Raw genomic sequence first — 24458 nt, forward strand, 5'->3', positions numbered from 1 at the left:
ACACGACGTTGCGGCCGCGCTCACCGGGTCGGCGGGGGTCTCCGCCCAGCACGTAGACTTCATGGCCGTGAGTCTCACCCTCGGTATCGTCGGCCTGCCCAACGTCGGCAAGTCCACCCTGTTCAACGCGCTGACGCGCAACGACGTGCTCGCCGCGAACTACCCGTTCGCCACGATCGAGCCCAACGTCGGCGTCGTGCCGCTGCCGGACCCGCGGCTGGACCAGCTGGCCGAGATCTTCTCGTCGGAGAAGACCGTGCCCGCCGTGGTGTCCTTTGTGGACATCGCGGGCATCGTGAAGGGCGCGTCCGAGGGCGCGGGGCTCGGCAACAAGTTCCTCGCGAACATCCGCGAGGCCAACGCGATCTGCCAGGTCATCCGCGTGTTCGACGACCCGGACGTGGTGCACGTCGACGGCCGGATCGACCCGATGTCCGACATCGAGACGATCAACACCGAGCTGATCCTCGCCGACCTGCAGACGCTCGAAAAGGCGCTGCCGAGGCTGGAGAAAGAGGCGCGCACCAAGAAGGAAGCGCGGCCGGCGCTCGAAAACGCCCAGAAGGCCAAGGAGATCCTCGACTCCGGGCGCACGCTGTTCCAAGCGCAGAAGGACATCGACGGCGAGGCGCTGCGCGAGCTGAGCCTGCTCACCACGAAGCCGTTCCTGTACGTCTTCAACGCCGACGAAGCTGTGCTCACCGACGAGGCGCGCCGCGAGGAGCTGACGAAGCTCGTCGCCCCGGCGGACGCGGTGTTCCTCGACGCGAAGGTTGAAGCCGAACTGCTGGAGCTGGACGACGAGGAGTCCGTGCGCGAGCTGCTGGAGTCCGTCGGCCAGCTGGAGCCGGGCCTGAACGCGCTGGCCCGCGCCGGTTTCCACACGCTCGGCCTGCAGACCTACCTCACGGCAGGCCCGAAGGAATCCCGCGCTTGGACGATCCCGCAGGGCGCGACCGCCCCGCAGGCCGCTGGTGTCATCCACACGGACTTCGAACGCGGCTTCATCAAGGCGGAGATCGTGTCCTTCGCGGACCTCGTCGAGGCGGGCTCGATGGCGGCCGCGCGCTCGGCGGGCAAGGTCCGCATGGAAGGCAAGGACTACGTGATGGCGGACGGCGACGTCGTGGAGTTCCGCTTCAACGTCTGATCGAAGGCGCAGCCGGGTCGGAAGCCAGTGATGCTTCCGACCCGTAGTGCGTCTGGCTGATCTGGCCCGGCTTGCACGAACCCCTGAATGCCTTCGATGGAATGTTGGCCGGCGTCGGCTCGCCGGCGTTGCATCGGCCAAGCGCCTCGAGCGACTGAGCGAAGTGCGTCGATGAAAGCTGAGCCTGCGGGAGCGCCCGTGGCGAGCGAGCAAGGCCTCCGCTCGGCGGCGCTCGACTAGATACCCGATGGGGAGGACGCGACCGAGCTTGTCCAGCGCCGGCGGGTCGAAGGCGAACTCGAAGACGTAATCGACGAATACCTCTAGGGCTATGAGTCGGTTACGGTACTTCTGGAACCCACGGGACTGTGCGCGAGGCCGCCGCGGGGTTCATCGACTTTGGCGAACGAGCCTCGGCAGGACATAAATCGTGCCGAGGCCAGCGACTCAGCTCAACCCGGACACGCTGGGAACGACCACGCCGTAAAGATCCCCGATGGTCGCTAGCGAGCTGTTGTGCAGTTGCGCAGCGCTGACTTCCCCGACCGGAGTCGGCAACGGCCGGGTGGCGCAGGCGTCGGCGACGACGGTCGGGTGGTTGCCGCGCAGGAAGGCGCCTTCGGTGGTGAACGTGACGCACATGTTGGTCATGAAACCCGCGATCACCACGTTCTGGTGCCCGGCTGCGTCAACCTGCGAACCCAGGTCGGTGTTCACGAAGGAGTTCGGCGCGCCCTTGACGACGACCGGCTCGCCCTCGATTGGCGCGACGTCCGGATGGATGCTGCCGATCTCGGCTCGGACGTCGTAGGGGGTGTCCTCGCCGCCGTCGTTGATGACGTGGATTACCTTCGCTCCGGCGGCGCGGGCCTCGGCGAGCAGGTTCTTCGCGGCGGTCAGCGCAGGCCGCCAGCCTTCCAGTTCCATCACGCCGCGGGTGTAGGTGTTCTGGTAGTCGACCAGGATCAGTGTCGAGTCGGCCAGTGTCGCCGGGGTTTGGTTCAACCCGTTCAGTTCCCGCAGCGTCGTCCTCGGCATGTTCGGATTTCCTCTCGTTCGGTTTCGTGCAGCCGACGCTAGACTTCGGCAGGGGATGTCGGCAATGACATGCAAAGCGCAGAAACCGACATGGGTGTGCGATGAAGCGACTGATGGTCGTCGTCCTGTTCGATCGGATCGACCTGCTCGACGTGACTGGGCCCGCAGAGGTGTTTTCCCTGCTGCAGCGGGAAATGAACCGTCCGACGGGGTACCGGGTGGTGCTCGCGGCGGAGGCGCTCGAGCCGGTGATGACCTCTGCCGGGGTGCGTGTGCTGCCGGACATGACCTTCGCGGAGCTGGCCGGGAAGGCGATCGACACCCTGGTCGTGCCGGGCGCGGTCGTGTTCGGGGAGAACGGCGAGATCGTCGCGAGGTGTGACCCGGCGGTAGTCGAGGAGGTTCGCTTGCTGGCCGGGCGTGCGCGCCGGGTGGCGTCCGTCTGCGTTGGGGCGCACATCCTTGCGGCGGCCGGACTTCTCGACGGCAAACGCGCTACTACGCACTGGTCGACGGCCCGGCAGTTGGCCGAGGAGCATCCCGAGGTGACTGTCGACGCCGATCCGATCTTCATCCGCGACGGCGCGGTGTGGACCGGGGCCGGGCTGAGTGCCTGCCTCGACCTCGCGTTGGCGTTGGTGGCCGACGACTTCGGGCCGGAGCTGGCTTCCCGGGTGGCGCGCCAGCTCGTGATGTTTCTGCGGCGGCCGGGTGGCCAGAGTCAGTTCAGCGTGTCGTTGGAGCCCGCGTCCGCTACGCGGCGGGTTGACGAATTGCGGCAGTATATTGCCGCGCATTTGGCGGATCCGTTGACGGTTGCCGATCTTGCCGCGCATGCGCATGTGACGGATCGGCAGATCACGCGGGTGTTCAAGGCCGAGTTGGGGATGACGCCCGCCGCTTATGTCGAGCACGCACGGGTGGAGGCGGCGCGACATCGGCTGGAGACGAGCGATGAGACGTTGTCGAGGATCGCCGGAGCTTGCGGATTCGGCACTGTGTCGACACTGAACCGGTCTTTTCGGCGGACTTTGAAGACGACGCCCAGCGAGTATCGGGAGAGGTTTCGGATCGGTTAGCCGCGGTTGCTGCCGATTTTGCTATTCGGATGCGCGATAAGTTAGTTTTCGAGTCATTAGCCCAGTCAGGCGGACGGCTGTCGTTCGCTGACAAGGCCGATCGAACTTAGCCGCTCTCCTGGCCCGGCAAGCACTCTTATTCACCTCTGTTCGATGATTGGGCGCAGCTGGGTTAATCAGCCTGCTGCGTCCGAGTGATCGTGCAGTACAACCGCAAACAGCCACCTAGAGTCGATCTGGACGAGGGACGATGTCGCTAATCCGACCCAGCGGTCCGTATTGGCGACAGGCGAGATGGAGGCGGGCTGGGCATGGCGCAAAGCAAAGGGCAGCAACGACGTGAGCGTGCGCGTCGAGCGGCTTTGCAAGCGCAGAAGGCTCAAGAACGGTTTATTGTCCAACAACAGAGGGAAACCGCGCGGCAGCAGCGCGGGCCGAACGGGAGGAAGCGCAAGCGGAACGTGCTCGCAAAGCTCAGTACCTCGTTGAGCGGGCCGCGGAGGCCGACGAACTCACGGCTGCGGTGGTCGCCCGCGTTGAAACGCTCGCGAGCGTCCTGCGTGCCGGTCTGAAGCGGCAAACGCCCCTTGACTTCCGCGGTATGCAGCTTGACTTCGTTGCTGAGGCGATATCCCCGGGAGGCCTGCTCAATGCGGAGCCGTCGCCGCGATGGGAGGACTTCGCGCCATCGGAGCCAGGTCTTCTGTCCCGCATGTTCGGTGGAGACTCCCGGCATGGCCAAGCTGTCCAGCAAGCTCGCCTGAAATTCGAGCAGGATCAGACGGCTCACCGCCAGCGAGAAACCCACCGTCTTGCCCAGCTGGATCGGGTCCGGCAACAGCACGCGCAACGTGAGGACGAGCGCAAGCGGCATGTCGACCAGCACAACGAGCAGGTCAGCGCGCTAAGAGAGGCGTTCGGCCGGAGCGAGCAAGAAGCCGTCGAACGATGCCTGCGGCTCGCATTGGAAGCGGCCCCTTTGCCCGACGGCGTTCCTCGTCAAGCCGAGGTCGGGTATCGGCCGGACAGCGGCCAGATTCTGGTTGTCCGTGAGCTGCCGGACACCGAAGTGATCCCCACCGAAGCAGCGTTCCGGTATGTCAAGGTGCGCGACGTGATCGAGCCGACGTCGAGGAAGCCCGCTGAGGTGCGGCAACGGTATGCCGATCTGATCGCTCAGCCTGCCCTGCTCGCGTTGCGGGACGCGTTCACCGCGACGCCGGCTCGTCTGGGCGAAGTCACGGTGAACTGCCACCTTTCAACTACTGACCGGGCGACCGGGCAGGCCATCCGGCCTTGTCTGCTCACGGTGGCGGCCACCAGGGACAAGTTCGAGGACCTAGTGCTGGACAGACTCGAACCGAGGGAGTGTCTTCGTCATCTGAATGCACTGATGTCGCCTCATCCGTACGACGTTGAACCGGTGAAGCCGATTTTCGATCCTGACTTGACCCGGTTCCGCCTCGTCGATGCCTACTCCGTCCCGCGGGCTTGGACTCCTGCACCGTTCTTGTGGAGCAGACGCCGAACGAGTTCGAGCATCTCGTCCGTGAACTGTTCGAGGCGATGGGCATGCAGTCCTGGGTGACCCAAGCGTCTCGCGACGACGGTCTCGACGCGATCGCGGTCAACCCGGACCCGGTTATGGGCGGGCTGGCGGTCATCCAAGCCAAACGCTATGTCAAGAGCGTTCCCGTCGAGGCGGTGAGGGCGCTTTGGGGCACGATGGAGGATAAAAAAGCGGGCACCGGAATCATGGTCACCACCTCGTAGTACGGGAAGGCGGCCCATGACTTCGCTCATCGAAACGAGCGTCTCCGGCTGATCGAGGGACCAGAGCTGAAGCATCTGATCAAGGAGTTCCTCGGCCTCGATGTCATCATCGGCGCAAAAGAGCCACCCAAGAATCGCAGGTGACGGTCACGTCTTTCGTCCGGCCGGTGCCGTCGATTCCGGATGGTGCTTGTCGTCGACGAGTCAAGTCCCGATGATCCTTGATTCGATCTCGGCTATGTAGGCGGGCCAGTCCTGTGTCATTAGTGCGGTCAACCGCATCCGCAGCGCCTCGTACTCCTGGCGCTCGACAACCCGTTGCCCACCGTCGGCAAAGTATGCGGTGGTATGGGGTATTCCGACAGTGGACAAGAGGAAGTGACTCCATTGGTCCAAGGTGATGAATAAGCTAGGAATCGCCGCGTTTGCCAATTCCTCGAGTGCCGCCTCCCAGTCTACTCCCATCGCGGGCCAGCTTGTGTTTGTTTCGGCGAGAGATTCGCTGATCTCGCCGAACATGACAACTTTGTGCCAAGGTCGGCGTGCAGCGAACGTGGCGACCGTGTTCAAGACCCGTTGAGTGTCCGGCGAGAAATGGTCACGAGGGGCAAATTGAGGGACGGTGGCCAGTGCGCATTCGGCTGCGCCGTCGGCGGTTCCCGCTGGCCATTCTAGGCTGAATACCAGCCAGAAGGGAGGGGTGGACAACCTGTGTATTAATCCTTGGCCGGCTGACGATGGCATGGTGAACTCCGTTTGGCAGTGGAAGTTTAGTTGCGCAAATCCGCTCTGAACGTGGCAAAGGGGCGAGATCTCGGCCTGCGCGCGGTTGGCCACGCTCGGGACGGGTCTTTCACCGGCAGGCTGGCGGCTGGCCGTTCAGGATTCCCGGCGATGGTCACCGAACTGCCTCCTCTGCCTCCAGTTGCGCGGCGAGCACCGCGAAGTGCGGGAGATCCTTCCACCGGTCCCGGTTGCCGATCACGTAGAAGCGGCGTTTCGCTCGAGATACCGCGACGTTCAGCAGATTCGGCTTCTCGGCTGCCCACTGCCGGGCTCCCGACCGATTCGGCGCGCTCCCCAGTACCAGCACTACGACGTCGGATTCCTGACCCTGCACAGTGTGCACGGTGCCGACGTTGCCCTCGGGGAACCCGTCGCCGAAGGAGTCGGCTACGCAGTTTTTGGCACCCCGCACCACATCGGTGAAGGGACTGACCACGCGGACGTCCCGCGGCGCGACGCCTTGGCCGGCGAGGGCGTTGAGCAGCGCGATCAACGCTGTTCCTTCCGCGGGTATCCAGTTGTCCTTCGCTTGGTCGGACCGGACATCGATCCACTCGTTCCGCCCGGAGAATTCAGGACGCTCCGGGGTTCCGTAGATCATCAGATCGCCGCCGTACGCGACGGTGTTGGAGATCCGGAACATCGGATAGTCGCAGCGGCGGTGGACGCGCAGCGGTGCGCCGACCCACACCTTTCCGTCGCCGACCGGCGCCGGAACCCACGTGCCGTGCCGGGCGTGGCGGTCAGCGACCTGCTGGGCGGACGTGCTTTCCGGACTCCATTGCTCGGTGACGCCGTGGTACTGGCGAAGCGCGTGCTGCGCGGGCACCGGCAGCGTGACGATCGGTTCGAGCTGGAGCGGGTCGCCGACGATCACTGCTCGGCGACAACGCCAGATCCCGCCGGTCACTTGCTGTGGAGTCGCTTGTCCCGCTTCGTCGACGAAGAGCCAGCCGAGCGACTCGCTGCCGAGATCCGAGAACAGCCGGGGCAACGACGCGAAGGTCGTGGAGACGACCGGCACGGCCAGGAACAGCGTCTGCCAGGCAGCGAGCGCGGTCCCCTCGCCGACCTGCGCTTTGCCCTGGATGAGCTGGACGACGGCGGAGAGGTTGACGTCGGTCTGTTCCGCGGTTGCGAAGAGAAAAGCCTTGTGCAGCGCGAGGGCGCGGAGGAAGAGCCGAGTTCGGGCCGAGGTGAACTCCGGATCCGCCCAGGGGGCGCAAAGCTGCAGCTGTTCGTCACTGGCGACCGCGGGTCCGAAGGGGACGACACCCGGCCAGCGGGCGCATGCTGCGTCCACCTTGGCCCGAACTTGCGTGAGCGCCAGCTCGGCGGCAGCGTGCTCAGCCGCCAGCTGAGCGTGATTCTGCTGTGCTTGGCGGAGTTCGTTCGCCAGCCGCGCGGCCGCACCAACGTGCAACTGGTGCTCCCGGTCAGCCGCGACCCGGGCGTCCATGGCTTCTCCATACGCTTTCTTCCATTTTCGCGTCGCGCGGGAGAAGGGCATCAGCAACGCCCAGAATCCTGGCCGGCAGTCCATCCAGTCGCGGATCCGCTGGTCAGCGTCGCTCAGCGATTGTGCTGACGTCGCACGCAGCGCTTCGGCCTGACGCGCAGCCTCGGTGAGTTGGCCGCAGTGCGTGTTCGATTGCCGCACCCGTTCGGCAGTCCACGTTACGACCTGCACGCACCGCGTGTGCTCCCTGATGCCGGCAGCCGCGGCCTGGCGGGCGGCGGTCAGAGTGCGGACCTCGGCGTCCGCTTCGGCGAAGGCTTCGACCGCGGCTTCCCAGCCGTCGGACTGTTCCGGCGCTGAGCGGGCTTCTTTGAGCAGCGTCTTCATCCCGGGGATCTCGTCCGCAGGCGGCTCCTCGTCGTTCGACCGCGTGTACCCGCTCCACCAGAACTTGTTCGCGAAATCCCTGCGGTGCTGCATTTTCCCGAGCATCGCCGCGACCAAGCCCCAGGCCGGTTTCCCCAGCACGTGACTGCCCAGTTCGGTGAAGTAGTCGACGGCGACGGCTTCGTCCTCGACGCCTTTCACCGCGGTCAGCGCCGGCATTTCCTGAGTGATGTTGGCTGCCGCGTCGTTGCTTGCCGTCGCGACCACGATTTCGAACCCGGTCAGTTCCGGCCGGAGCGCACGGACCTGGCTCGAGTAGGGGCGAACCGCTTCTTGCCGCTCCGTGTAAGCCTCCGACGGAGTGTCGAGCCGGCTGAGCCGTCGTGCCCGCTCGACCACGATCCCGGCGAGCACGTCCCGCAGCATGGTCGTCTTGCCGGTCCCGGGCGGTCCGTTCACCGCGAAGAGACCCGCGTCCGGCCGCGCCATGATCCAGTCGACCGCGAACTGCTGGCCGGTGACGAGCGGATACGCCGAAGGCCAGCGTCCGCCGGGGATCACAGCAGGCTCGACGCCGGAAAGCAGCGCACCGGGCTGTGCACGGAGGTCGACGCGGTCGGACGCGGGCACGGAAGGGTCCTCGCCGAGGAACGCACGCAGCGCTTCGCCTCGGCGGCCGGCTCGGATCTCTTTCTCGACGAGGCCGAGGTCCTCGGCGACGGGGCTGTTGAGAAAATCCTGATCGTCGGCCTTGCCCGCGTTCCGGCGGGAGATCTGGTAGCACCTGACGCGGATTCCGGCGGCACGCAGGCTGTCGTCCAGCCCGAGAGCAGTGACCAGTTCCCGAGTGAACGCGTGCAGCGTCCTCGAGGTGAGCTCTACCCGCGACTCGCGGCCGGACGCGGTTTCGTCCGCGGGCTTCTTCGCGGAGGCCGGGGTCAGCAGCCGTTCGGCGAATGCGCCGGCCGTTGCTCCCGCGATTCCGCCGACGACCGGCCCGACGACAGGACCGGTCAGCGACGTCGCGCCGGCGACCACTGCGGTCTTCACCGCCGAACCGGTCGCTTTCGCACCTGCGGTGGCTGCCTCTTGGGCGGCTTCCTTGACCTGGCCGGTCACCGCGGTGCCGAACTTGCCCAGCTTTCCGCCCGGCTTCTTCTTCGGCGAGAGGCGGTTCAGCTCTTCACCGAAGGAACTGCTTTCCTCGTCGAAACCGTCAAGCCACTTCGGATCACGTGGCCCAGGTGACCCCAGTCTGCTGATTGCCCAGGCGCAGGCGGACAGTACGGGGGAATCCTCAATAAGAGTTCCTTCGGCATCGACCGAGAACGCGTATACCGCCGTCTTGCCGTCTTTTCGGCGTTCCTCTGGTACGGCTTCCTTTCCGAATTGCTCGCTGAGCTCCGCGTGGACCGCCGAGAGGTCGTACAACGCTCCGTACACGACGAATTGCCAGGTCTTGTCGCGCGCCAAGCGAGCCCGGGCCAGTGGATGTTCCGGCTCCCACGGTGCTGGTTCGCCCGGTTCGACGTCGCAGACGAGGTAGTCGGCCCGCTCGATGGCGCGGGGAGACGTCAGTTGTGGAATATTCTGCGGACCGAACATTTCCACTGTGCGCCAGAACTGCACCAAGTGCGCCGCGCGCACATTCTCCTGCACCGGAATGGCTCCCCTCCACTGAGTGCAGCGGGACCATACTCCATGATCCGCTCCGGGATCCAGGCAGCGTGTTCGGCTGCGAACGAATTCTCATTCGGCAGAGGATGTGAATGACGCGGAATCAGTCTTTCCCGGAGGCGGAGCCGCCATGGGCCTGTCGCGGCGACGTGCTGGACAGCGGCTGCCGCCCGGATAGGCCGAGCACGCGCAGCGGCACCGGAGATTCGCGGTGACCTGACCCACGCGGGGCATTTTCGGCGAAACGTCCCTCTCGCGCCGCTCGCCCGGCGAAGATGCCCCGGTGCGGATCGTTCTTTATGCCATCTGGGGCGCGCTCATGATCGCCCTCGTGGTCAGCGTCGTGGTGCAGGCGAGGAAAGCCCGGCGGCGCAAGGTGGCGTTGGCGACGTGGCCGAGGGCCCAGGCCGTGGTGACCGGGTACGAGAGGAAGCGGCGCGGGGCCGACGACAGCGACGCGGCGCTCTACTACCCGCGGTACGAGTACCGCGGGCCTGACGGACGCGTCTATCAGGGCCTTTCCGAGACCGTCAGCGACAGTTCGCCGGGGGCGAGGGCGACGCTTCAGGTGGCGGTGAACCCGGAGGACCCGGCCGAATCGGTCCCCGAGGGGCCGACCGGGATGCGGGTGATCGGCTGCGCGTCGGTCGTGCTCGGGCTCATCGGGTTCGCCATGTTCTGGTTCATCCGGATGTTCCCGCTGCCGTGACGCTCAGCCGAGCAGGCCGAGCACGATCATCGACAGCAGGACGACGGCGGTCGAGAACACCGCGACCCACGTGCGCTGTGCGGCGGTGAGCTGGGCGGATGTGCTGTTCATGGCGGGTCCTAGCGGGGCGAGTGCCGATGATTACCGCTGGGATAGCGCCTTGATCTAGCTCACTGTTACCGCTTGTGATCAAGGTCACGCCGATTGCGCGCGGTGTGCCACAGCACCCCGCCTGCGGCGGCCACCATGAGGCCGAACGAACCCATCCCTACCACGAGTGCCTGGACCATCCCGGCTCCTTCCGTCGCGTCTGTCCGGGAGACGCGCGAGGGGGCCGGTTGTTATGCCAGGGTTGCGGACGTCACACCTGGTCAGCGGGCTGTCAGCACCTCGTCGATCTGCTTGGCCAGTGCGAAGTCGCGATCGGTCAACCCGCCCGCGGAATGAGTGCTGAGACGGAAGGTCAGCGTGCGCCAGCGGATGTCGATGTCGGGATGGTGGTCGGCCGCCTCGGCGAGCACGGCCACCCGGTCCACCGCCTCGATCGCCGCCGGGAAGGACGCGAGTTCGGCCGTCCGCGCGATGCTGTCGTCCTCGCGCCGCCACTCCGGGACGGTGCCGAGGGCCTGCTCCACTGCCGAGTCGTTCAATAGCTGAGTCATCACTCCATGGTGTCGGCTACGCTGCGGCATTGCCACGGGAGTCCGGTACGCCGGGCTGAGAGGCGGGCCTCGCACCCGCGACCGTTCGCACCTGGATCCGGATCATGCCGGCGTAGGGAGGCCGTATCGCTCTCCCTCATCCGGCGCAGTGCAGGAGGGGAAGAATGATGTCGCGGACCGTCCGCACGGTGGCCTGTCTCGCAGGAGTCTCGGTGCTCGCCAGCGCCTGCTCGCTCTCCGGCGGCGACTCCGGCGGGTCGTCCGCGAACCCGGACCAGAAGACGCCGACCGTCACGCTGGTCACGCACGATTCGTTCGCCGCCCCGCAGGACGTGCTCGACGCCTTCCAGCGCCAGTCCGGGATCAAGCTCAAGATCCTGAAGTCCGGCGATGCCGGCGCGCTCACGAACAAGCTCGTGCTCACCAAGGGCAGCCCGATCGGCGACGTCGCGTACGGCGTCGACAACACCTTCGCCTCGCGCGCGCTCAGCGAGGGCGTCTTCCAGCCCTATACCAGCCCGGAGGCCGATCGCGGCCCGCAGCGCTACTCCGTCGACCCGCAGCACCGGCTGGCGGCGGTCGACCTCGGCGACGTCTGCGTCAACATCGACCCGGCCTACTTCGCGAGCAAGGGCCTCCCGGAGCCGAAGACCTACGACGACCTCGCCGACCCCAAGTACAAGGACCTGACCGTCGCCGAAAGCCCGGCCACCGCGTCGCCGGGGCTGGCCTTCCTGCTCGGCACGGTCGCGAAGTACGGCGAGAGCGGCTGGCAGGGCTACTGGCAGAAGCTGAAGGACAACGGCCTCAAGACCGTCAGCGGCTGGGAGGAGGCCTACACCAAGGACTTCTCCGGCTCGTCGGGCAAGGGCTCGCGGCCGATCGTCGTGTCCTACGCCTCGTCGCCCGCCGCCGAGGTCGGCGAGGACGGCAAACCGCGCACCAAGGCGCTGCTCGACACCTGCTTCCGCCAGGTCGAGTACGCGGGCGTGCTCACCAACGGCAAGCAGATCCCGCAGGCCCAGAAGGTCGTCGACTTCCTGCTCTCGCAGCAGTTCCAGACGACGGTCGCGGCGAACATGTACGTCTACCCCGCGCGCCAGGGCGTCGAACTGCCCGCGGGCTGGGCCACCGCGGCGCCGCAGCCGCAGACGCCGGCCACCATGCCCGCGGACAAGGTGCAGGCTGGCCGGGAGAAGTGGATCGGGGAATGGCGCTCGCTCATGGGCGCGTGATCCCCGCGCGCACCATCGGGCTCACGCTGCTCGGCTTGCTGCCGGTCGCGTTCCTGGTGGTGTTCTTCGCCTGGCCGGTCGTGGCGATTGTCGGCCGGGGGTTCTCCGCGGGCGGCGTCGACACCGTGCTCGGCGACCCGCAGACGTGGCGGCTCGCCGGGTTCACGCTGGCCAGCGCGGCCGCGTCGACGGTGGTCGCGGTGCTCGCCGGGCTGCCGGTGGCGTACCTGCTCGCCCGCGTAAAGCTGCCGGGTGTCGGATTGGCGCGGACGATCGTGCTGGTTCCGTTCGTCCTGCCGACGGTTGTCGTCGGCCTGGCTTTCCGGGCGATCTGGCCGGACGGCGGCGTGCTGCCGCTCGTGCTGGCCAACGCGTTCTTCAACGTCGCCGTCGTCGCGCGCACGGTCGCCGGGCTCTGGGCGCATCTCGATCCGAGAGCGACTGAGGCCGCGCGGGCGCTCGGTGCCTCGCCGTGGCGGGCGTTCCGGTCGGTGACGCTTCCCGCGCTCGGCCCGGCCATCGCTTCGGCTGCCGCAGTGGTGTTTCTGTTCTGCGCCACCAGCTTCGGTGTGGTGTTGATTCTCGGCGGCGGTAGCTACCGGACGCTCGAGACCGAGATTTACCTCCGGACGGTCGATCTGCTTGACCTCTCCGGTGCAGCTGCGTTGTCGTTGATCCAGTTCGCGGCTGTCGTCGCTGCGCTGGTGCTGGGGGCGATGGCGCGTCGGAAGCGAGAGAACGCGGTCAAGCTGCGGTCCGCGCAGGTCACGGCGCGTCGGCCGCGCGGCGGGGAGTGGTGGACGGTCGGTGCCGCGGTCGTGGTGCTCGGTCTGCTGTTGACGCCGATCGTCTCGCTGCTCCTGGAGTCGGTGTCCACTTCGGACGGATGGAGCCTCGCCGGGTACCGCGCGCTGAACACTGTGGGGCAGAACGGCGCGCTCCAGGTCTCCGGCTGGATCGCGGCGCAGAATTCGCTGGCCGCGGCCACTGATGCGACGCTGCTGGCAATGGCTGTCGGTTTGATCGCGAGCGTGGTGCTGGTGGCGCTCCGCCGTTCGCCGGGAGGGCTCGCGCGGGGGATGGGCGAGACCATGGACGTCGCGTTGATGCTGCCGTTGGGCGTCTCCGCAGTAACTGTCGGCTTCGGTTATCTCGTGACGCTCGACGCGTTGCCTGGCGACCTCCGCACGTCGCCGCTGCTCGTGCCGTTCGCCCAGGCACTGGTGATCATGCCGCTGGTGGTGCGGATGATCCTGCCGGTGCTGCGCGCGGTCGACGTCCGGTTGCGCCAGGCCGCCGCGACGCTCGGCGCGAGCCCGGCGCGGGTGTGGCGGGAGATCGACTTTCCGCTGGTCGCGCGGTCGGTGGTGGCCGCGGCGGGCTTCGGGTACGTCGTCGCGCTCGGCGAGTTCGGCGCGACCAGTTTCCTCGCCCGGCCGGACGCGCCGACGCTCCCGGTGGCCGTCGCGACGCTGATCAGCAGACCGGGGGAGTTGAACAACCAAATGGCGTACGCCGCGTGCGCCCTGCTCATGGTGGTGACTGTGGTGGCGGTGGCGCTGATCGACCGGTTCGGCTCGGTCCGCGGCGCCAGCACGGTCGGGGAGTTCTGATGGCGCTCACGGTACGGGATCTGACTGTCCACTATGGATCGTTCGCCGCGGTGCGCGATGCGAAGCTGGACATCGCCGACGGCGAGGTGCTCGCGTTGCTGGGCCCGTCCGGCTCGGGCAAGTCGACGTTGCTGCGCGCGATCACTGGGCTGGAGCCGGTGTCGTCCGGCTCGGTGTCCTGGGACGGCACTGATCTCGCCGCGGTGCCGGTGCACAAGCGCGAATTCGGTCTGGTGTTCCAGGATGGACAGCTGTTTCCGCATCGCGATGTCGCCGCGAACATCGCGTTCGGCCTGCGGATGCACGGCGTGCCTCGCGAACGGCACGCAGCGCGCGTCGAGGAACTGCTCAAGCTGGTCGGCCTGGAAGGCTACGAACGGCGACGGGTGACCGAGCTGTCCGGCGGACAGGCGCAGCGCGTCGCGTTGGCTCGCGCGCTGGCTCCGGAACCGCGCTTGCTGCTGCTGGACGAGCCACTGTCCGGATTGGACGCTGGACTCCGTGAGCAGCTGGCCATCGACCTGGCGGATCTGTTGCGCCGCAGCAAGATCACCGCGCTGCTGGTGACGCACGACCAGGAGGAAGCGTTCACGCTCGCCGATCGCGTGGCGGTGCTCGACGCCGGGGAAATCCGGCAGGAGGGCGCGGTCCGGTCGGTGTGGAACAAACCGGTGGACGAGAACGTGGCGCGATTCCTTGGCGTCACCACGTTCCTGGACGGCACCGCGGCCGACGGCGTGGTGCGGACCGAGCTGGGCACCGTTGCGCTGGGAGTGGACGACGGCCCGGTCAGGCTCGGATTGCGCCCGCACGGCTTGAAAGTCGCTAAAGAAGGCGTGTCCGGCGAAGTGACCGCCGCGGTGCACCGTCGGGAGCATCTGCGACTGGTCGTCCGCTGTGGAGAGTCCACTGTGGACGCGATCGCCCCGGCCGGAGCGGACTACCGGGCCGGCGACCCCGTCCGGCTCCAGCCGGATCCGGACGGGATCGCCGTAGTGGGCTGAACCCCCAGGTCAGCCGTCCCGGGTGACGAGGCGTCCGTAAGCGATCGACAGCCCGACCACGATGTAGCAGGCCGCGCGGACCGCGCCTTCGCCCATCATCGACAGCGTCATCGGATCCTGCAGGGCCGAGGCCGGGGCCAGCGTCCAGTTCTGCGTGAGCAGGAACGGGTGCACCGCCTTCAGCGAGCTGAGGAAGCCGAGAATGGTGAAGACGATGTTCATCGCCAGCACCGAGGCGACCACGAGCATCGGGTGCTCGGTAAAGCTCGACACCGCCAGCGCGATCGCGCCGACCGCCCACAGCTGCAGCACGATCCAGCCGCCGACGAGCAGGATCCGCAGCAGCGCCTCGCCGAGCGACAACGTGGTGCCCGACAGCGTGAACAGCGAATCCGTGCCGTTGATGATCAACCCGGTGGCCACACCGGTCACGCACATCGCGAGCACCGCGACCACGGACACCGTCGCGACGCCGAACGCCTTGACCGTCAGCAGCCGTCCGCGGCTCACCGGCGCGATCAGCCAGCCGCGCAGCGTGCCGTGCGCGGCCTCGCCGGCGATCGCGTCCGCGCCCGCCATCGCGGAGGCGAGCGGCAGCAGCAGCGTGAGCGTCATGACCATCGCGGCGATCGGCAGCACGAACGCGTTGTTCACCGCCGACACCAGCAGCGCGCCGCCGCTGTCGTCCGGCGCGTTGCCCCCGGTGTTCTGGCCGACGAACGTGAGGCCGATCCCGATCACGATCGGCACCAGCGCCAGCAAACCCAGCACGGCGAGCGTGCGCGGCCGGTGGAAAATCCAGCGCAGCTCCGCGGCGATCAGCCGGAACAACGGCACCGTGTCGTGTCCGGTCCGGCTCACCGGCACCGCGACCGCAGCGGCAGTCATGACGCTTCCCCCTCAGCTTCTTCGCCCGCCGCCGATTCCCCTTCGGTCAGCCGTGCGAACAGGTCCTCCAGCCCGGTCCGCGCCCGGGTCGCCTCGTGCACCTCGACCCCCGCCTGCACGAGCACCTGCAGCACCCTCGGCGAGGGCGTCGCGGTGAGGTCGACGCGGACGCCGTCCGGCGTCAGCCGAGCCCCGATCCGGTTCTCCCGCAACGTTTCCACCGCCTGCTCGGCGTCCGGGGTGCGCACTAGCAGTGCGGCGTTCCCCGACTCCAGCAGGTCCGACAGTTCGCCTTGCGCGACCACCGTTCCGGACTGCAGCACCGCCACGTGTGTACAGGTCGCTTCGACTTCGGCGAGCAGGTGCGAGGAAACCACCACGGTCACGCCGTCGGCGTGCAGATCGGCGATGATACGGCGGATCTCCCTGGTACCCGCCGGATCCAGACCGTTGGTGGGTTCGTCGAGCACGACCATCCGGCGCGGCACCAGCAGCGCGCTCGCCAGGCCGAGCCGTTGCTTCATGCCGAGCGAATAGCCCTTGTACCGGCGGCGCGCGGCGACCGACAGCCCGACCCGGTCCAGCGCGGAGTCGACCGCGCCGGGGATCGCGGACGACGCCAGCCGGGGCTCGGCGGCGGCGAACCGCAGCAGGTTGTCGCGGCCGGAGAGGAACGGGTGGAAGCCCGGCCCCTCGACCAGCGCGCCGACGTCCGGCAGCGCGTGCGCGGACTCCTCCGGCATCTTCCGGCCGAGCAGTTCGACCTCGCCCGCGGTCGGGCGGACGAGCCCGAGCAGCATCCGGATCGTGGTCGTCTTGCCCGAACCGTTGGGCCCGAGCATGCCGAGCACGGCGCCCTCGGGAACGTCCAGGTCCACGTGGTCCACCGCGACCGTGCTGCGGTAGACCTTGCGCACCCCTCGGGTGCGCGCGGCCAGCGGGACCGCCGGGGCGGGCACCTCGTCCGAGATGCCCGCCCCGGTTTCGACCGCGATGCTGGTCACTTGGCGCCCAGCGCTTCGTAGAGCACCTGCTCCGGGACCGCGCCGGCGGCGAACCGGCCGTCGTCGGTCAGGACCGCGCCGCCCACCTTGGTGGTGAAGAGGTAGCCGCTGCCCCACGGGCCGTTGACCCGCTTGGCGAACCGGCTCAGCATCTTCTGCACGTCCGCGCCGCCCTTTTCGTCGCCCTGGGCCTGCTTCGGCTTCATCAGGTCCGCGGGCACCTTGCCGGTGACGACGGTGTCCCACCCGTCGCCGACGAACTTGGTGGCCTGCTTGGCCTCGTTCGCGAGCGCCTTGTCGCGCTCGTCGATCTTGGCCTGCTTCTCGGTCACCTTCGCGCCCTTGGGCGGGGTGAAGGCGAACAGGTCCGCCGACTGGTCGGCGAACTCGATCTTGCTGAACGCCAGCTCCAGCGCCGGGGCGGTGGTTCCGTTGCTCAGCACCGAAAGCCGCAGCGGCATCCGGGTCTGCGAGTCGACCGCGACGCGGATCTCGCGCAGCAGGGTGCGTTCGGTCGGCTTCGGCGTGAGGACCAGCTCGTACGCCGGGCGGTCGGCGACCGTCGCCGTGCCGTCGACCGCGACGTTGCTGCTCTCGCGCACCTTGGCGAGCAGTTCCTTCGCCGCCGTGGACGGGTCGGCGGCCTTGCCCTCGGCCGGGGCGTGCTGCTTGGTCGCGATGCCCGCCGGAATCGTGGTCTTGGTCGCGCTGTTGGTCTTGGAGTCGTAGTCCCACACGGTGTTGCCGTTGTGGATGATCGTCTCCTGCGCCTGCCCCTTGGTGAGCGACACCTTCGTCTTGCCGGCGCCGTCGCTGAACACCTGCGCCGAGTCGACGCCCAGCGCGCCCGCCCCCGGGATCGCGCCGGTCGCCATCTTCGGCAGGCCGAGGTCGTTGCTCACCGTCACGGTGCCGTCGAACGGCGCCGGCTTGGCGGTGACCACCGACTGGACCAAGTCCTCCGCGCTGACCTGCGGCAGCTTCGGCGCGTCCCCCGCCGAGGCAGGCATCGCCACGACGACCAGTCCCCCGACACCGAGCGCGGTGCCGACGACGGCCGCTGTGATGGCCTTCTTCTTCGGATCCATCTCGTCTCTCCCTGTGTTCCCGGGCTCTGGCGGGCCCGGCTCCCGGTGCAGACGTTCCCCCGCCGAGGCTGAGATACCCCTGAATGTTCGGCCCGGCTAGCTGAGATCGCACTGAGAGTACGCGCGTCAACTGCACAAACCGGCCATGATGAGGATCGTGAAACCTCGGGTGCTGGTGGTCGACGACGAACCTGGTGTGCGCAAGGCGCTGCAGCGCGGCCTGCGCGCGGAGGACATGGACGTGGTCACCGCCGCGGACGGGCCGACCGGGCTGCAGCTCGCGCGCACCGGTTCGTTCGACGTCGTGCTGCTGGACATCATGCTGCCCGGCCTGTCCGGCTATCGCGTGCTGGAACGGCTGCGCGCGGAGAACGTGACCACGCCGGTGCTGCTCGTGTCCGCGAAGGACGGCGAGATCGACCAGGCCGACGGCCTCGACCTCGGCGCCGACGGTTACCTCGTGAAGCCGTTCTCGTTCGTCGTGCTGGTCGCGCAGGTGCGGGCGGTGCTGCGCCGCGCCGGGCCGGATGCCTCGCGCGGCGCGCTGAAACTCGGCGCGCTGGAGGTCGACCGGGCGCTGCGGCAGGTGCACTGGGACGGTCAGGAAGTGCCGTTGAGCCCGCGCGAGTTCGGCTTGCTGGAGGTGCTCGTGGGCCGCGCCGGGACGGTCGTGACGAAGGACGAGCTGCTGCGCGCGGTGTGGGGCGAGGAGCAGGCCGTCACGCGGAATCTCGTTGAGGTGTATGTGGGTTACGTGCGGCGCAAGCTCGACGCGGTCGGCGCGGGCTCGATCCTGCGGACGGTGCGCGGGCACGGCTATCTCGCCTCCGACGACCAGCTTGACGAGGTCAGGTGACCGGCTCGCCGTCGTCGTGGTGGAGCGGCCGTTCGCTGCAGGTCCGGATCACCGTGCTGGCCGCGGCGATCACCCTCGGCTGCCTGCTCGGCCTCGCCGCGCTGGCGGCGAACAAGCTCGACCCGCTGCTCACCGATTCGGTCGACGAGGAGCTGACCGCCGCGCTCGTCCCGGCGGCCGGCGCGGTCTCCGCCGGGACGCCGCTGACCTCGGCGGACCCGGTTTCGGTGCGGGTGCTGGACATTTCCGGCGCCCCGGTGGACGGCCAAGCCCGGCCGAAGCTGACCGAGCCGGAGGTCTCGCAGCTCAAGGCGGGTTTGCCGGTGCAGTCCGACGGATCGCGCTGGCGCGGCCAGGTGGTCAGCACGCCGAACGGAAGCCAGCGGCTGGTCGTCGCCGGGGCCGGGCTGGTCGGATTCGCCGCCGCGGTGCATTACGGCGGGCTGTGGCTGGTCGTGGTCGCCCTGGTCGGCGCACTGGTGGCAGGATTGGCGACCTGGCTGGTCGTCCGGCTCGCGCTGCGCCCGGTGGCTCGGATGCGCGGGCTGGTGCGCGCGCTGCCGCCCGGTTCCCGGCTGCCGCTGCCGACGTCGCACGACGAGATGCGCGCGCTGGCCGAGGAGTTCAACGCGCTGCTCGAACGCCAGGAAGAGGTCAGCCAGCGGCTGCGCAGGTTCACCGGCGACGCGGCACACGAGCTGCGTTCGCCGGTCGCGTCGATCCGCGTGCAGGCCGAGGTAGCCGTCACGAATCCCGATCCGGAGCTTTCGCAGGAGACGCTCTCGGACATCCTTGAGGAGTCCGAACGGCTGTCCGGCCTGCTCGACGGCCTGCTCACGCTGGCTCGCTCCGACGCTGGCGAGGTGCCGCCCGCGGAACCGGTCGAGGTGGTGTCCGAGGTCCGCGCGGCCGTGCGCCGGTTGCCGTCCGGGACGCCGAACACGCGGGTGAGCAGCGCGGTGGCGCAGGCCTGGGCGTCGGCGGCGCACCAGGAGGTCGAACTGGTGCTGGACAACCTGCTGCGCAACGCCTGCCGGTACGCGTCCGGGCAGATCGTGGTGTCCGTGCTCGCCTCGCGCTCGAAGGTCCGGGTCGTGGTGGACGACGACGGTCCCGGCATCGCGCCCGAGCACCGCAGCAAGGTGTTCGACCGGTTTTACCGAGTGTCCGACGACCGGGCGCGCTCGTCCGGCGGAACCGGGCTGGGCCTGGCGATGGTCGCCGAAACGGTGCGCCGCCGAGGCGGCCAGGTCCGGGTAGGCGAGTCGCCGGACGGCGGCGCGCGGTTCGAGGTCACCTGGCGGGCGGGAGCGGACCGGTGAATCCGGTGGGGGAGACTGGGCGCATGGACGCGGTCATCGTCGGGGCGGCACTGGTGCGCGACGGCAAGCTTCTTGCCCAGCAACGAGCTTGGCCGCCGCATCACGCGGGCCAGTGGGAACTGCCGGGCGGGCGCGTCGAAGAGGGCGAGACCGAAGCCTTCGCGCTGGCCAGGGAATGCCACGAGGAACTGGACGTGGTGGTCACCGTCGGCGACCGAGTCGGCCCGGAAATCCCGCTGCCGGGCGGAAAAGTGCTGCGCGTGTACTCCGCCGCGCTGCTGTCCCCCGGCGACGAGCCGCGAGCGGTCGAACACACCGCGCTGCGCTGGGTCGGACACGACGAACTGGACGATCTGGACTGGCTCCCCGCGGACCGGGACCTGCTGCCCGCACTGCACGCCCTCGTGAGTGCCGGTTCCGAGTAGAACCAGCACTCACGAGGCCCTTCAAGCAGCCCCGACCATCCGCAACGCCGCCGACACCCGGTGCGAACTGCGATCGATCGCCCGCTCAGCGCCGGCCTTGCGCACCCGCTCCAGCTCAGCGACGTCGTCGAGCAACGCGCGCGTGCCCTCCCGGACCGGCCGCAGCTCCTCGATCACCGCGTCGGCGACTGTGTCCTTGAGCACGCCGTACGACGGATACTTCTCCGCGAGCTCGGCAGGGTCTCCGCCCACGCAAGCAGCCAGGATCTCCAGCAAATTCGAGATGCCCGGCCGATTCTCCGGGTCGTACGCGGGCACCGAATCCCCGTCCGTCTGCGCCTTGCGGATCTTGCGCCGAATCTGATCCGGCTCGTCCAGCACGAACACCACGCCCACGGAATTCTGCGCGGACTTGGACATCTTCCGCGTCGGCTCGGCGAGATCTTTCACCCGCGCTCCCGCGGGCGGCAACGTCGCCTCCGGCACCACGAACACCTCGCCGTACGTGGAGTTGAACCGCCGGGCAAGCGTGCGAGCCAACTCGACATGCTGCCGCTGATCCTCGCCAACCGGTACTTCATCCGCGCCCTGCAACAGAATGTCGGCCGCCATCAACACCGGATAGGTCAGCAAACTGAGCCGAACTCCTGCTTGTCCCTTGGATTTCTCCTTGAACTGGATCATCCGCGCCGCCTCGCCATATGAGCACGTGCACTCCAGCACCCAGGTCAACGCCCCCAGTTCCCGAGCAAGATCAGACTGCACGAACACCCGCTCGGGCGCGATCCCCGCAGCCACCAGCACGGCCAGTTGTTCGGTAGCCAACGACCGCAACTTGGCCGGATTGTGCGCGGTAGTCATCGCATGGAGATCGGAGACGAAGCACAGATCGTCCGTCCCGCCCTCAGCCGCCCACCGCCGCAACGCGCCGAGGTGGTTGCCGAGCTGAACATGACCGGACGGGGTGATGCCGGACAGCTGGACCATTGGATTTTCCTCTCCCTAGGTTGATCGGAACCCCGGGAGCAGACACAAAAAAAGCCGCCCACCGGGGCGGCCTTCGCTGGTTTTTCAGCGCAGAGCAAGCGGGCCGCCAACGGGCGGCCACCACTGAGTGCTCTGGAAACGCATGCGGCGAGCCTAGCACCGGACTACGGTTCGAACCATGTTCGTCGTCGTGCTCACGTATATCGTTCCGCTAGAGGAAATCGACCGCGCCCTCCCAGCCCACAACGAGTGGCTGACGAAGCAGTACGAAGACGGCCACTTCCTGGCGTCGGGAGGCCAGAAGCCACGGACCGGCGGCGTGCTGATCACCCGCCCCATGGAACGCGCGCAACTGGACGCGATCCTGGCCACCGACCCCTTCGCGACCGCCCAGCTGGCGACCTACGAAATCATCCACTTCCAGCCCACCAGGACAGCACCGGAACTGAACCTGGTGAACGAACTGCTGGATAACAACTAGCAACGTCCGTGAGGGCCACCTTCACGGACTCTGAGTCCCTCAGGGTTCCCCTCACGACCACACGCCTGCCCACACGCGCCCGCTCGGATGCGCACCCAATGCGGCATTGGGTGCGTCGCATGCACCCAATGCGGCGTTCGGTGCGTCAGATGCACCCAATGCCACATTGGGGCGCTAGCCCCGCCACCCGCGAAACCGCAGCCGGTGCACTCAACCGGCGTTGCACCCACACCGCCCCCGCACCCCGATACGAAGCCAAAATGCGGTCTGAGGGTGGTTGTCAAGGCATCTTTCCAGCCTTGACAACCACCCTCAGACCGTCATCACAATCAAGCTTCGGGGTGCCCCGCGCAACCGACGCGCGCAATGTCGCCGCCAGGCGACGAGCCGAAAGAAACCCGGTCAAGCAGCCTTCTCCACCTGCTTCTTAGCCTTCTTCAAAGCCAAAACCGGACACTTCTTGCACCGATCCTTGGACCGGCAGCACTTCTTCTTGACCTTCCCGGCCTTCATCAGCTTCCGCACCACAGCCCGAGGATCATCCGCGTGCTTCTTCCCCACCGCGTACTCCTCAAACCGGCCGTCAAGACATCCACAAGGTTAGGTGAGCCTAACCGATCATAGGGCGTGGCGCTCCTCACACCAACCCAACAGGTATCCTGATTGAAGTCCGCGTGTGGCCAAAGCCGGTCAGCGAGAGCCGGTCGCAGTGTCCGGTGCCCGTCATCCCGATCCGCCGCGCGGTGCCACCCGCCTTTTTCTTCGAAGTTCAGGAGTCCTCGCGTGCCCGCAGCCAGCGCCACCGCGGTCGAAACCGGCCGCGCGTCCGGCAAGACCCGGCCCGACCTGCGCAACGTCGCGATCGTCGCCCACGTCGACCACGGCAAGACCACCCTGGTCGACGCCATGCTCCGCCAGTCCGGCGCCTTCGCCGAACGCGCCGAGCTGGTCGACCGCGTGATGGACTCCGGTGAGCTCGAGCGGGAAAAGGGCATCACCATTCTCGCGAAGAACACCTCCATCCACCGCCAGACCGCCGACGGCACGGTCACCATCAACGTGATCGACACCCCGGGCCACGCCGACTTCGGCGGCGAGGTCGAGCGCGGCCTTTCCATGGTCGACGGCGTCGTGCTGCTGGTCGACGCGAGCGAGGGCCCGCTCCCGCAGACCCGCTTCGTGCTGCGCAAGACGCTCGAGGCGAAGCTGCCGGTGATCCTGCTGGTCAACAAGGTCGACCGGCCGGACGCGCGGATCTCCGAGGTCGTCGAGGAGACCCACGACCTGCTGCTCGACCTGGCGGGCGACATCGAGGACGCCGACCTCGACGCGATCCTCGACCTGCCCGTCGTCTACGCCTCCGCGCGCGCCGGCAAGGCGTCGCTGGAGCAGCCCGAGGACGGCGGCCTTCCCGACAGCGAGAACCTCGACCCGCTGTTCGAGACCCTGCTCCAGCACGTCCCGGCCCCGGCCGCGGACCTGGACGCCCCGCTGCAGGCGCTCGTCACCAACCTCGACGCGTCGAACTTCCTCGGCCGCATCGCGCTGATCCGCATCCACGCCGGCAAGCTGCGCAAGGGCCAGACCGTGGCCTGGATGCGCGAGGACGGCACCGTCCAGAACGTCCGGATCTCGGAGCTGCTCGTCACCGAGGCGCTCACCCGCGTCCCGGCGTCCGAGGCCAGCGCCGGCGAACTGGTCGCGATCGCGGGCATCCCGGACATCACCATCGGCGACACCCTCGCCGACGCGGAGAACCCGGTCGCGCTGCCGCGGATCACCGTGGACGAGCCGGCCATCTCGATGACCATCGGCGTCAACACCTCGCCGCTGGCCGGGCGCAACGGCGGCGACAAGGTCACCGCGCGGCTGGTCAAGGCCCGTCTCGACCAGGAGCTGATCGGCAACGTCTCGATCCGCGTCCTGCCGACCGAGCGCCCGGACACCTGGGAGGTGCAGGGCCGAGGCGAGCTGGCGCTGGCCATCCTGGTCGAGCAGATGCGCCGCGAGGGCTTCGAGCTGACCGTCGGCAAGCCGCAGGTGGTGCTGCGCACGATCGACGGCAAGCTGCACGAGCCGTTCGAGCGCCTCTACATCGACTCGCCCGAGGAGCACCTCGGCGCGATCACGCAGCTGCTCGCGTCCCGCAAGGGCCGCATGGAGGACATGAGCGGCAACGGCACCGGCCGGATCAAGCTGGTCTACGTGCTGCCCTCGCGCGGCCTCATCGGCTTCCGCACCGACTTCCTCACCGAGACCCGGGGCACCGGCATCGCGAACCACGTGTTCGAGGGCTATTTCCCGTGGGCGGGCGAGATCCGCACCCGGCACAGCGGCTCCTTGGTCGCCGACCGTTCGGGCCCGATCACCGCGTACGCGATGATCCAGCTCGCCGACCGCGGCACGTTCTTCGTCGAGCCCGGCGCGGAGGTGTACGAGGGCATGGTCGTGGGCGAGAACCCGCGGTTCGAGGACCTCGACATCAACATCACGAAGGAAAAGAAGCTCACCAACATGCGGCAGTCCTCGGCCGACGTGATGGAGACGCTGGCCCGCCCGCGCAAGCTCAGCCTCGAGGAGGCGCTGGAGTTCTGCGCGAGCGACGAATGCGTCGAGGTCGCGCCGGAGGTCGTGCGGGTCCGCAAGGTCACGCTCGACATCAACACTCGCGCCAAGGAGCGCTCGCGGGCCAAGAGCCGCGACAACAGCTGAACCTCGCGAAGGTGAAAAAGGGCGCCTCCCGTTCCGGGAGGCGCCCTTTCGCGTGAACCCCGGGAGCGGTTCGTGCGTCCACTCTTATGGCGGTATCCACTCCGATGTCACGGAGCGGCGGCC

The 24458-nt window shown here is 68.0% G+C and carries 22 protein-coding genes and 1 riboswitch; of the genes, 12 read left to right on the top strand and 10 right to left on the bottom strand.

Annotated elements, in window-relative coordinates:
- Positions 1 to 67: 67 nt before the first annotated feature.
- Entirely contained in the window at positions 68 to 1150 is a 1083-nt protein-coding gene (gene ychF / locus AB5I40_RS33885) for a redox-regulated ATPase YchF (protein WP_370934259.1), read from the top strand.
- Positions 1151 to 1597: 447 nt separating this feature from the next.
- On the opposite strand, the gene AB5I40_RS33890 is transcribed toward ychF, so the two are convergent.
- On the bottom strand, positions 1598 to 2188 hold the full coding sequence (locus tag AB5I40_RS33890) for a cysteine hydrolase family protein (RefSeq protein ID WP_370934260.1): 591 nt from the start codon (positions 2186 to 2188) through the stop codon (positions 1598 to 1600).
- A 101-nt stretch (positions 2189 to 2289) separates the two neighbouring features.
- Between AB5I40_RS33890 and AB5I40_RS33895 the strand changes: the two genes are divergently transcribed.
- The gene (locus tag AB5I40_RS33895; protein WP_370934261.1) at positions 2290 to 3267 is read left to right on the top strand and encodes a GlxA family transcriptional regulator; all 978 of its coding nucleotides are present in this window, start codon (positions 2290 to 2292) and stop codon (positions 3265 to 3267) included.
- 379 nt (positions 3268 to 3646) lie between these two features.
- On the opposite strand, the gene AB5I40_RS33900 is transcribed toward AB5I40_RS33895, so the two are convergent.
- Positions 3647 to 4153, bottom strand: a complete 507-nt coding sequence (locus tag AB5I40_RS33900) for a hypothetical protein (protein WP_370934262.1) — start codon at positions 4151 to 4153, stop codon at positions 3647 to 3649.
- A 626-nt stretch (positions 4154 to 4779) separates the two neighbouring features.
- On the opposite strand from AB5I40_RS33900, the gene AB5I40_RS33905 reads away from it, so the two are divergent.
- Entirely contained in the window at positions 4780 to 5040 is a 261-nt protein-coding gene (locus tag AB5I40_RS33905; protein ID WP_370934263.1) for a restriction endonuclease, read from the top strand.
- Positions 5041 to 5244: 204 nt separating this feature from the next.
- Here AB5I40_RS33905 and AB5I40_RS33910 read toward each other — a convergent pair whose 3' ends face one another.
- Together AB5I40_RS33910 and AB5I40_RS33915 are read right to left on the bottom strand one after the other, a co-directional pair.
- Positions 5245 to 5559 carry a hypothetical protein gene (locus AB5I40_RS33910; RefSeq protein WP_370934264.1) on the bottom strand — a complete coding sequence of 105 codons (315 nt, stop codon included), beginning with the start codon at positions 5557 to 5559 and terminating at the stop codon, positions 5245 to 5247.
- Between the two features lie 379 nt (positions 5560 to 5938).
- Complete coding sequence (locus AB5I40_RS33915; protein ID WP_370934265.1) at positions 5939 to 9331, bottom strand: DEAD/DEAH box helicase; 3393 nt, start codon at positions 9329 to 9331, stop codon at positions 5939 to 5941.
- Between the two features lie 301 nt (positions 9332 to 9632).
- Between AB5I40_RS33915 and AB5I40_RS33920 the strand changes: the two genes are divergently transcribed.
- Positions 9633 to 10058: a DUF3592 domain-containing protein gene (locus tag AB5I40_RS33920; RefSeq protein ID WP_370934266.1), complete on the top strand. Its 426-nt coding sequence runs from the start codon at positions 9633 to 9635 to the stop codon at positions 10056 to 10058.
- A 371-nt stretch (positions 10059 to 10429) separates the two neighbouring features.
- Here AB5I40_RS33920 and AB5I40_RS33925 read toward each other — a convergent pair whose 3' ends face one another.
- On the bottom strand, positions 10430 to 10720 hold the full coding sequence (locus tag AB5I40_RS33925; protein WP_370934267.1) for a 4a-hydroxytetrahydrobiopterin dehydratase: 291 nt from the start codon (positions 10718 to 10720) through the stop codon (positions 10430 to 10432).
- A gap of 24 nt (positions 10721 to 10744) precedes the next feature.
- A riboswitch (TPP riboswitch) is annotated at positions 10745 to 10856 on the top strand.
- A gap of 31 nt (positions 10857 to 10887) precedes the next feature.
- Here AB5I40_RS33925 and AB5I40_RS33930 point away from each other — a divergent pair.
- From AB5I40_RS33930 to AB5I40_RS33940, 3 genes are read left to right on the top strand one after another with little or no spacing between them, the layout of a single operon-like run.
- A complete protein-coding gene (locus AB5I40_RS33930; RefSeq protein ID WP_370940672.1) occupies positions 10888 to 11955 on the top strand; it encodes a thiamine ABC transporter substrate binding subunit in 1068 nt (355 codons plus the stop codon).
- A complete protein-coding gene (locus AB5I40_RS33935; RefSeq protein WP_370934268.1) occupies positions 11931 to 13568 on the top strand; it encodes an ABC transporter permease in 1638 nt (545 codons plus the stop codon). Before AB5I40_RS33930 ends, AB5I40_RS33935 begins: the two co-directional genes overlap by 25 nt.
- Positions 13568 to 14572, top strand: a complete 1005-nt coding sequence (locus tag AB5I40_RS33940; protein WP_370934269.1) for an ABC transporter ATP-binding protein — start codon at positions 13568 to 13570, stop codon at positions 14570 to 14572. Before AB5I40_RS33935 ends, AB5I40_RS33940 begins: the two co-directional genes overlap by 1 nt.
- 9 nt (positions 14573 to 14581) lie before the next feature.
- Here AB5I40_RS33940 and AB5I40_RS33945 read toward each other — a convergent pair whose 3' ends face one another.
- From AB5I40_RS33945 to AB5I40_RS33955, 3 genes are read right to left on the bottom strand one after another with little or no spacing between them, the layout of a single operon-like run.
- Positions 14582 to 15460: an ABC transporter permease gene (locus tag AB5I40_RS33945; RefSeq protein ID WP_370934270.1), complete on the bottom strand. Its 879-nt coding sequence runs from the start codon at positions 15458 to 15460 to the stop codon at positions 14582 to 14584.
- Positions 15457 to 16464, bottom strand: coding sequence for an ABC transporter ATP-binding protein (locus tag AB5I40_RS33950; protein WP_370934271.1), 1008 nt, complete (start codon positions 16462 to 16464; stop codon positions 15457 to 15459). The genes AB5I40_RS33945 and AB5I40_RS33950 overlap by 4 nt, the downstream gene beginning before the upstream one ends.
- The gene (locus tag AB5I40_RS33955; RefSeq protein ID WP_370934272.1) at positions 16461 to 17552 is read right to left on the bottom strand and encodes an outer membrane lipoprotein carrier protein LolA; all 1092 of its coding nucleotides are present in this window, start codon (positions 17550 to 17552) and stop codon (positions 16461 to 16463) included. The genes AB5I40_RS33950 and AB5I40_RS33955 overlap by 4 nt, the downstream gene beginning before the upstream one ends.
- A gap of 145 nt (positions 17553 to 17697) precedes the next feature.
- Between AB5I40_RS33955 and AB5I40_RS33960 the strand changes: the two genes are divergently transcribed.
- Genes AB5I40_RS33960 through AB5I40_RS33970 form a run of 3 tightly spaced genes read left to right on the top strand, consistent with a single transcriptional unit; the run spans position 17698 to position 20155 of the window.
- On the top strand, positions 17698 to 18408 hold the full coding sequence (locus AB5I40_RS33960) for a response regulator transcription factor (protein ID WP_370934273.1): 711 nt from the start codon (positions 17698 to 17700) through the stop codon (positions 18406 to 18408).
- Complete coding sequence (locus AB5I40_RS33965; RefSeq protein WP_370934274.1) at positions 18405 to 19730, top strand: sensor histidine kinase; 1326 nt, start codon at positions 18405 to 18407, stop codon at positions 19728 to 19730. Before AB5I40_RS33960 ends, AB5I40_RS33965 begins: the two co-directional genes overlap by 4 nt.
- A 23-nt stretch (positions 19731 to 19753) precedes the next feature.
- Positions 19754 to 20155, top strand: coding sequence for a (deoxy)nucleoside triphosphate pyrophosphohydrolase (locus AB5I40_RS33970; protein WP_370934275.1), 402 nt, complete (start codon positions 19754 to 19756; stop codon positions 20153 to 20155).
- A 21-nt stretch (positions 20156 to 20176) separates the two neighbouring features.
- Here the strand turns inward: AB5I40_RS33970 and trpS are convergent, their stop codons facing one another.
- Positions 20177 to 21142 carry a tryptophan--tRNA ligase gene (gene trpS, locus AB5I40_RS33975; RefSeq protein WP_370934276.1) on the bottom strand — a complete coding sequence of 322 codons (966 nt, stop codon included), beginning with the start codon at positions 21140 to 21142 and terminating at the stop codon, positions 20177 to 20179.
- A gap of 178 nt (positions 21143 to 21320) precedes the next feature.
- Here trpS and AB5I40_RS33980 point away from each other — a divergent pair, with 178 nt between their 5' ends.
- Positions 21321 to 21623, top strand: coding sequence for a YciI family protein (locus AB5I40_RS33980; protein WP_370934277.1), 303 nt, complete (start codon positions 21321 to 21323; stop codon positions 21621 to 21623).
- 402 nt (positions 21624 to 22025) lie between these two features.
- On the opposite strand, the gene AB5I40_RS33985 is transcribed toward AB5I40_RS33980, so the two are convergent.
- Positions 22026 to 22184, bottom strand: a complete 159-nt coding sequence (locus tag AB5I40_RS33985) for a hypothetical protein (protein WP_354740076.1) — start codon at positions 22182 to 22184, stop codon at positions 22026 to 22028.
- 222 nt (positions 22185 to 22406) lie between these two features.
- On the opposite strand from AB5I40_RS33985, the gene typA reads away from it, so the two are divergent.
- Positions 22407 to 24335 carry a translational GTPase TypA gene (gene typA, locus AB5I40_RS33990; protein WP_370934278.1) on the top strand — a complete coding sequence of 643 codons (1929 nt, stop codon included), beginning with the start codon at positions 22407 to 22409 and terminating at the stop codon, positions 24333 to 24335.
- The last annotated feature ends 123 nt before the right edge of the window (positions 24336 to 24458 follow it).

Source organism: Amycolatopsis sp. cg13 (assembly GCF_041346965.1).
In the GTDB taxonomy this organism is placed as follows: Bacteria; Actinomycetota; Actinomycetes; order Mycobacteriales; family Pseudonocardiaceae; genus Amycolatopsis.

Bases quoted from the DNA above. Each gene is read 5' to 3' on its own strand.
- AB5I40_RS33890 (WP_370934260.1), bottom strand. From the start codon at position 2,188: ATGCCGAGGACGACGCTGCGGGAACTGAACGGGTTGAACCAAACCCCG.
- AB5I40_RS33895 (WP_370934261.1), top strand. From the start codon at position 2,290: ATGAAGCGACTGATGGTCGTCGTCCTGTTCGATCGGATCGACCTGCTC.
- AB5I40_RS33910 (WP_370934264.1), bottom strand. From the start codon at position 5,559: ATGTTCGGCGAGATCAGCGAATCTCTCGCCGAAACAAACACAAGCTGG.
- AB5I40_RS33925 (WP_370934267.1), bottom strand. From the start codon at position 10,720: ATGACTCAGCTATTGAACGACTCGGCAGTGGAGCAGGCCCTCGGCACC.
- AB5I40_RS33930 (WP_370940672.1), top strand. From the start codon at position 10,888: ATGTCGCGGACCGTCCGCACGGTGGCCTGTCTCGCAGGAGTCTCGGTG.
- AB5I40_RS33935 (WP_370934268.1), top strand. From the start codon at position 11,931: ATGGCGCTCGCTCATGGGCGCGTGATCCCCGCGCGCACCATCGGGCTC.
- AB5I40_RS33940 (WP_370934269.1), top strand. From the start codon at position 13,568: ATGGCGCTCACGGTACGGGATCTGACTGTCCACTATGGATCGTTCGCC.
- AB5I40_RS33945 (WP_370934270.1), bottom strand. From the start codon at position 15,460: ATGACTGCCGCTGCGGTCGCGGTGCCGGTGAGCCGGACCGGACACGAC.
- AB5I40_RS33955 (WP_370934272.1), bottom strand. From the start codon at position 17,552: ATGGATCCGAAGAAGAAGGCCATCACAGCGGCCGTCGTCGGCACCGCG.
- AB5I40_RS33960 (WP_370934273.1), top strand. From the start codon at position 17,698: ATGATGAGGATCGTGAAACCTCGGGTGCTGGTGGTCGACGACGAACCT.
- AB5I40_RS33970 (WP_370934275.1), top strand. From the start codon at position 19,754: ATGGACGCGGTCATCGTCGGGGCGGCACTGGTGCGCGACGGCAAGCTT.
- trpS (WP_370934276.1), bottom strand. From the start codon at position 21,142: ATGGTCCAGCTGTCCGGCATCACCCCGTCCGGTCATGTTCAGCTCGGC.
- AB5I40_RS33980 (WP_370934277.1), top strand. From the start codon at position 21,321: ATGTTCGTCGTCGTGCTCACGTATATCGTTCCGCTAGAGGAAATCGAC.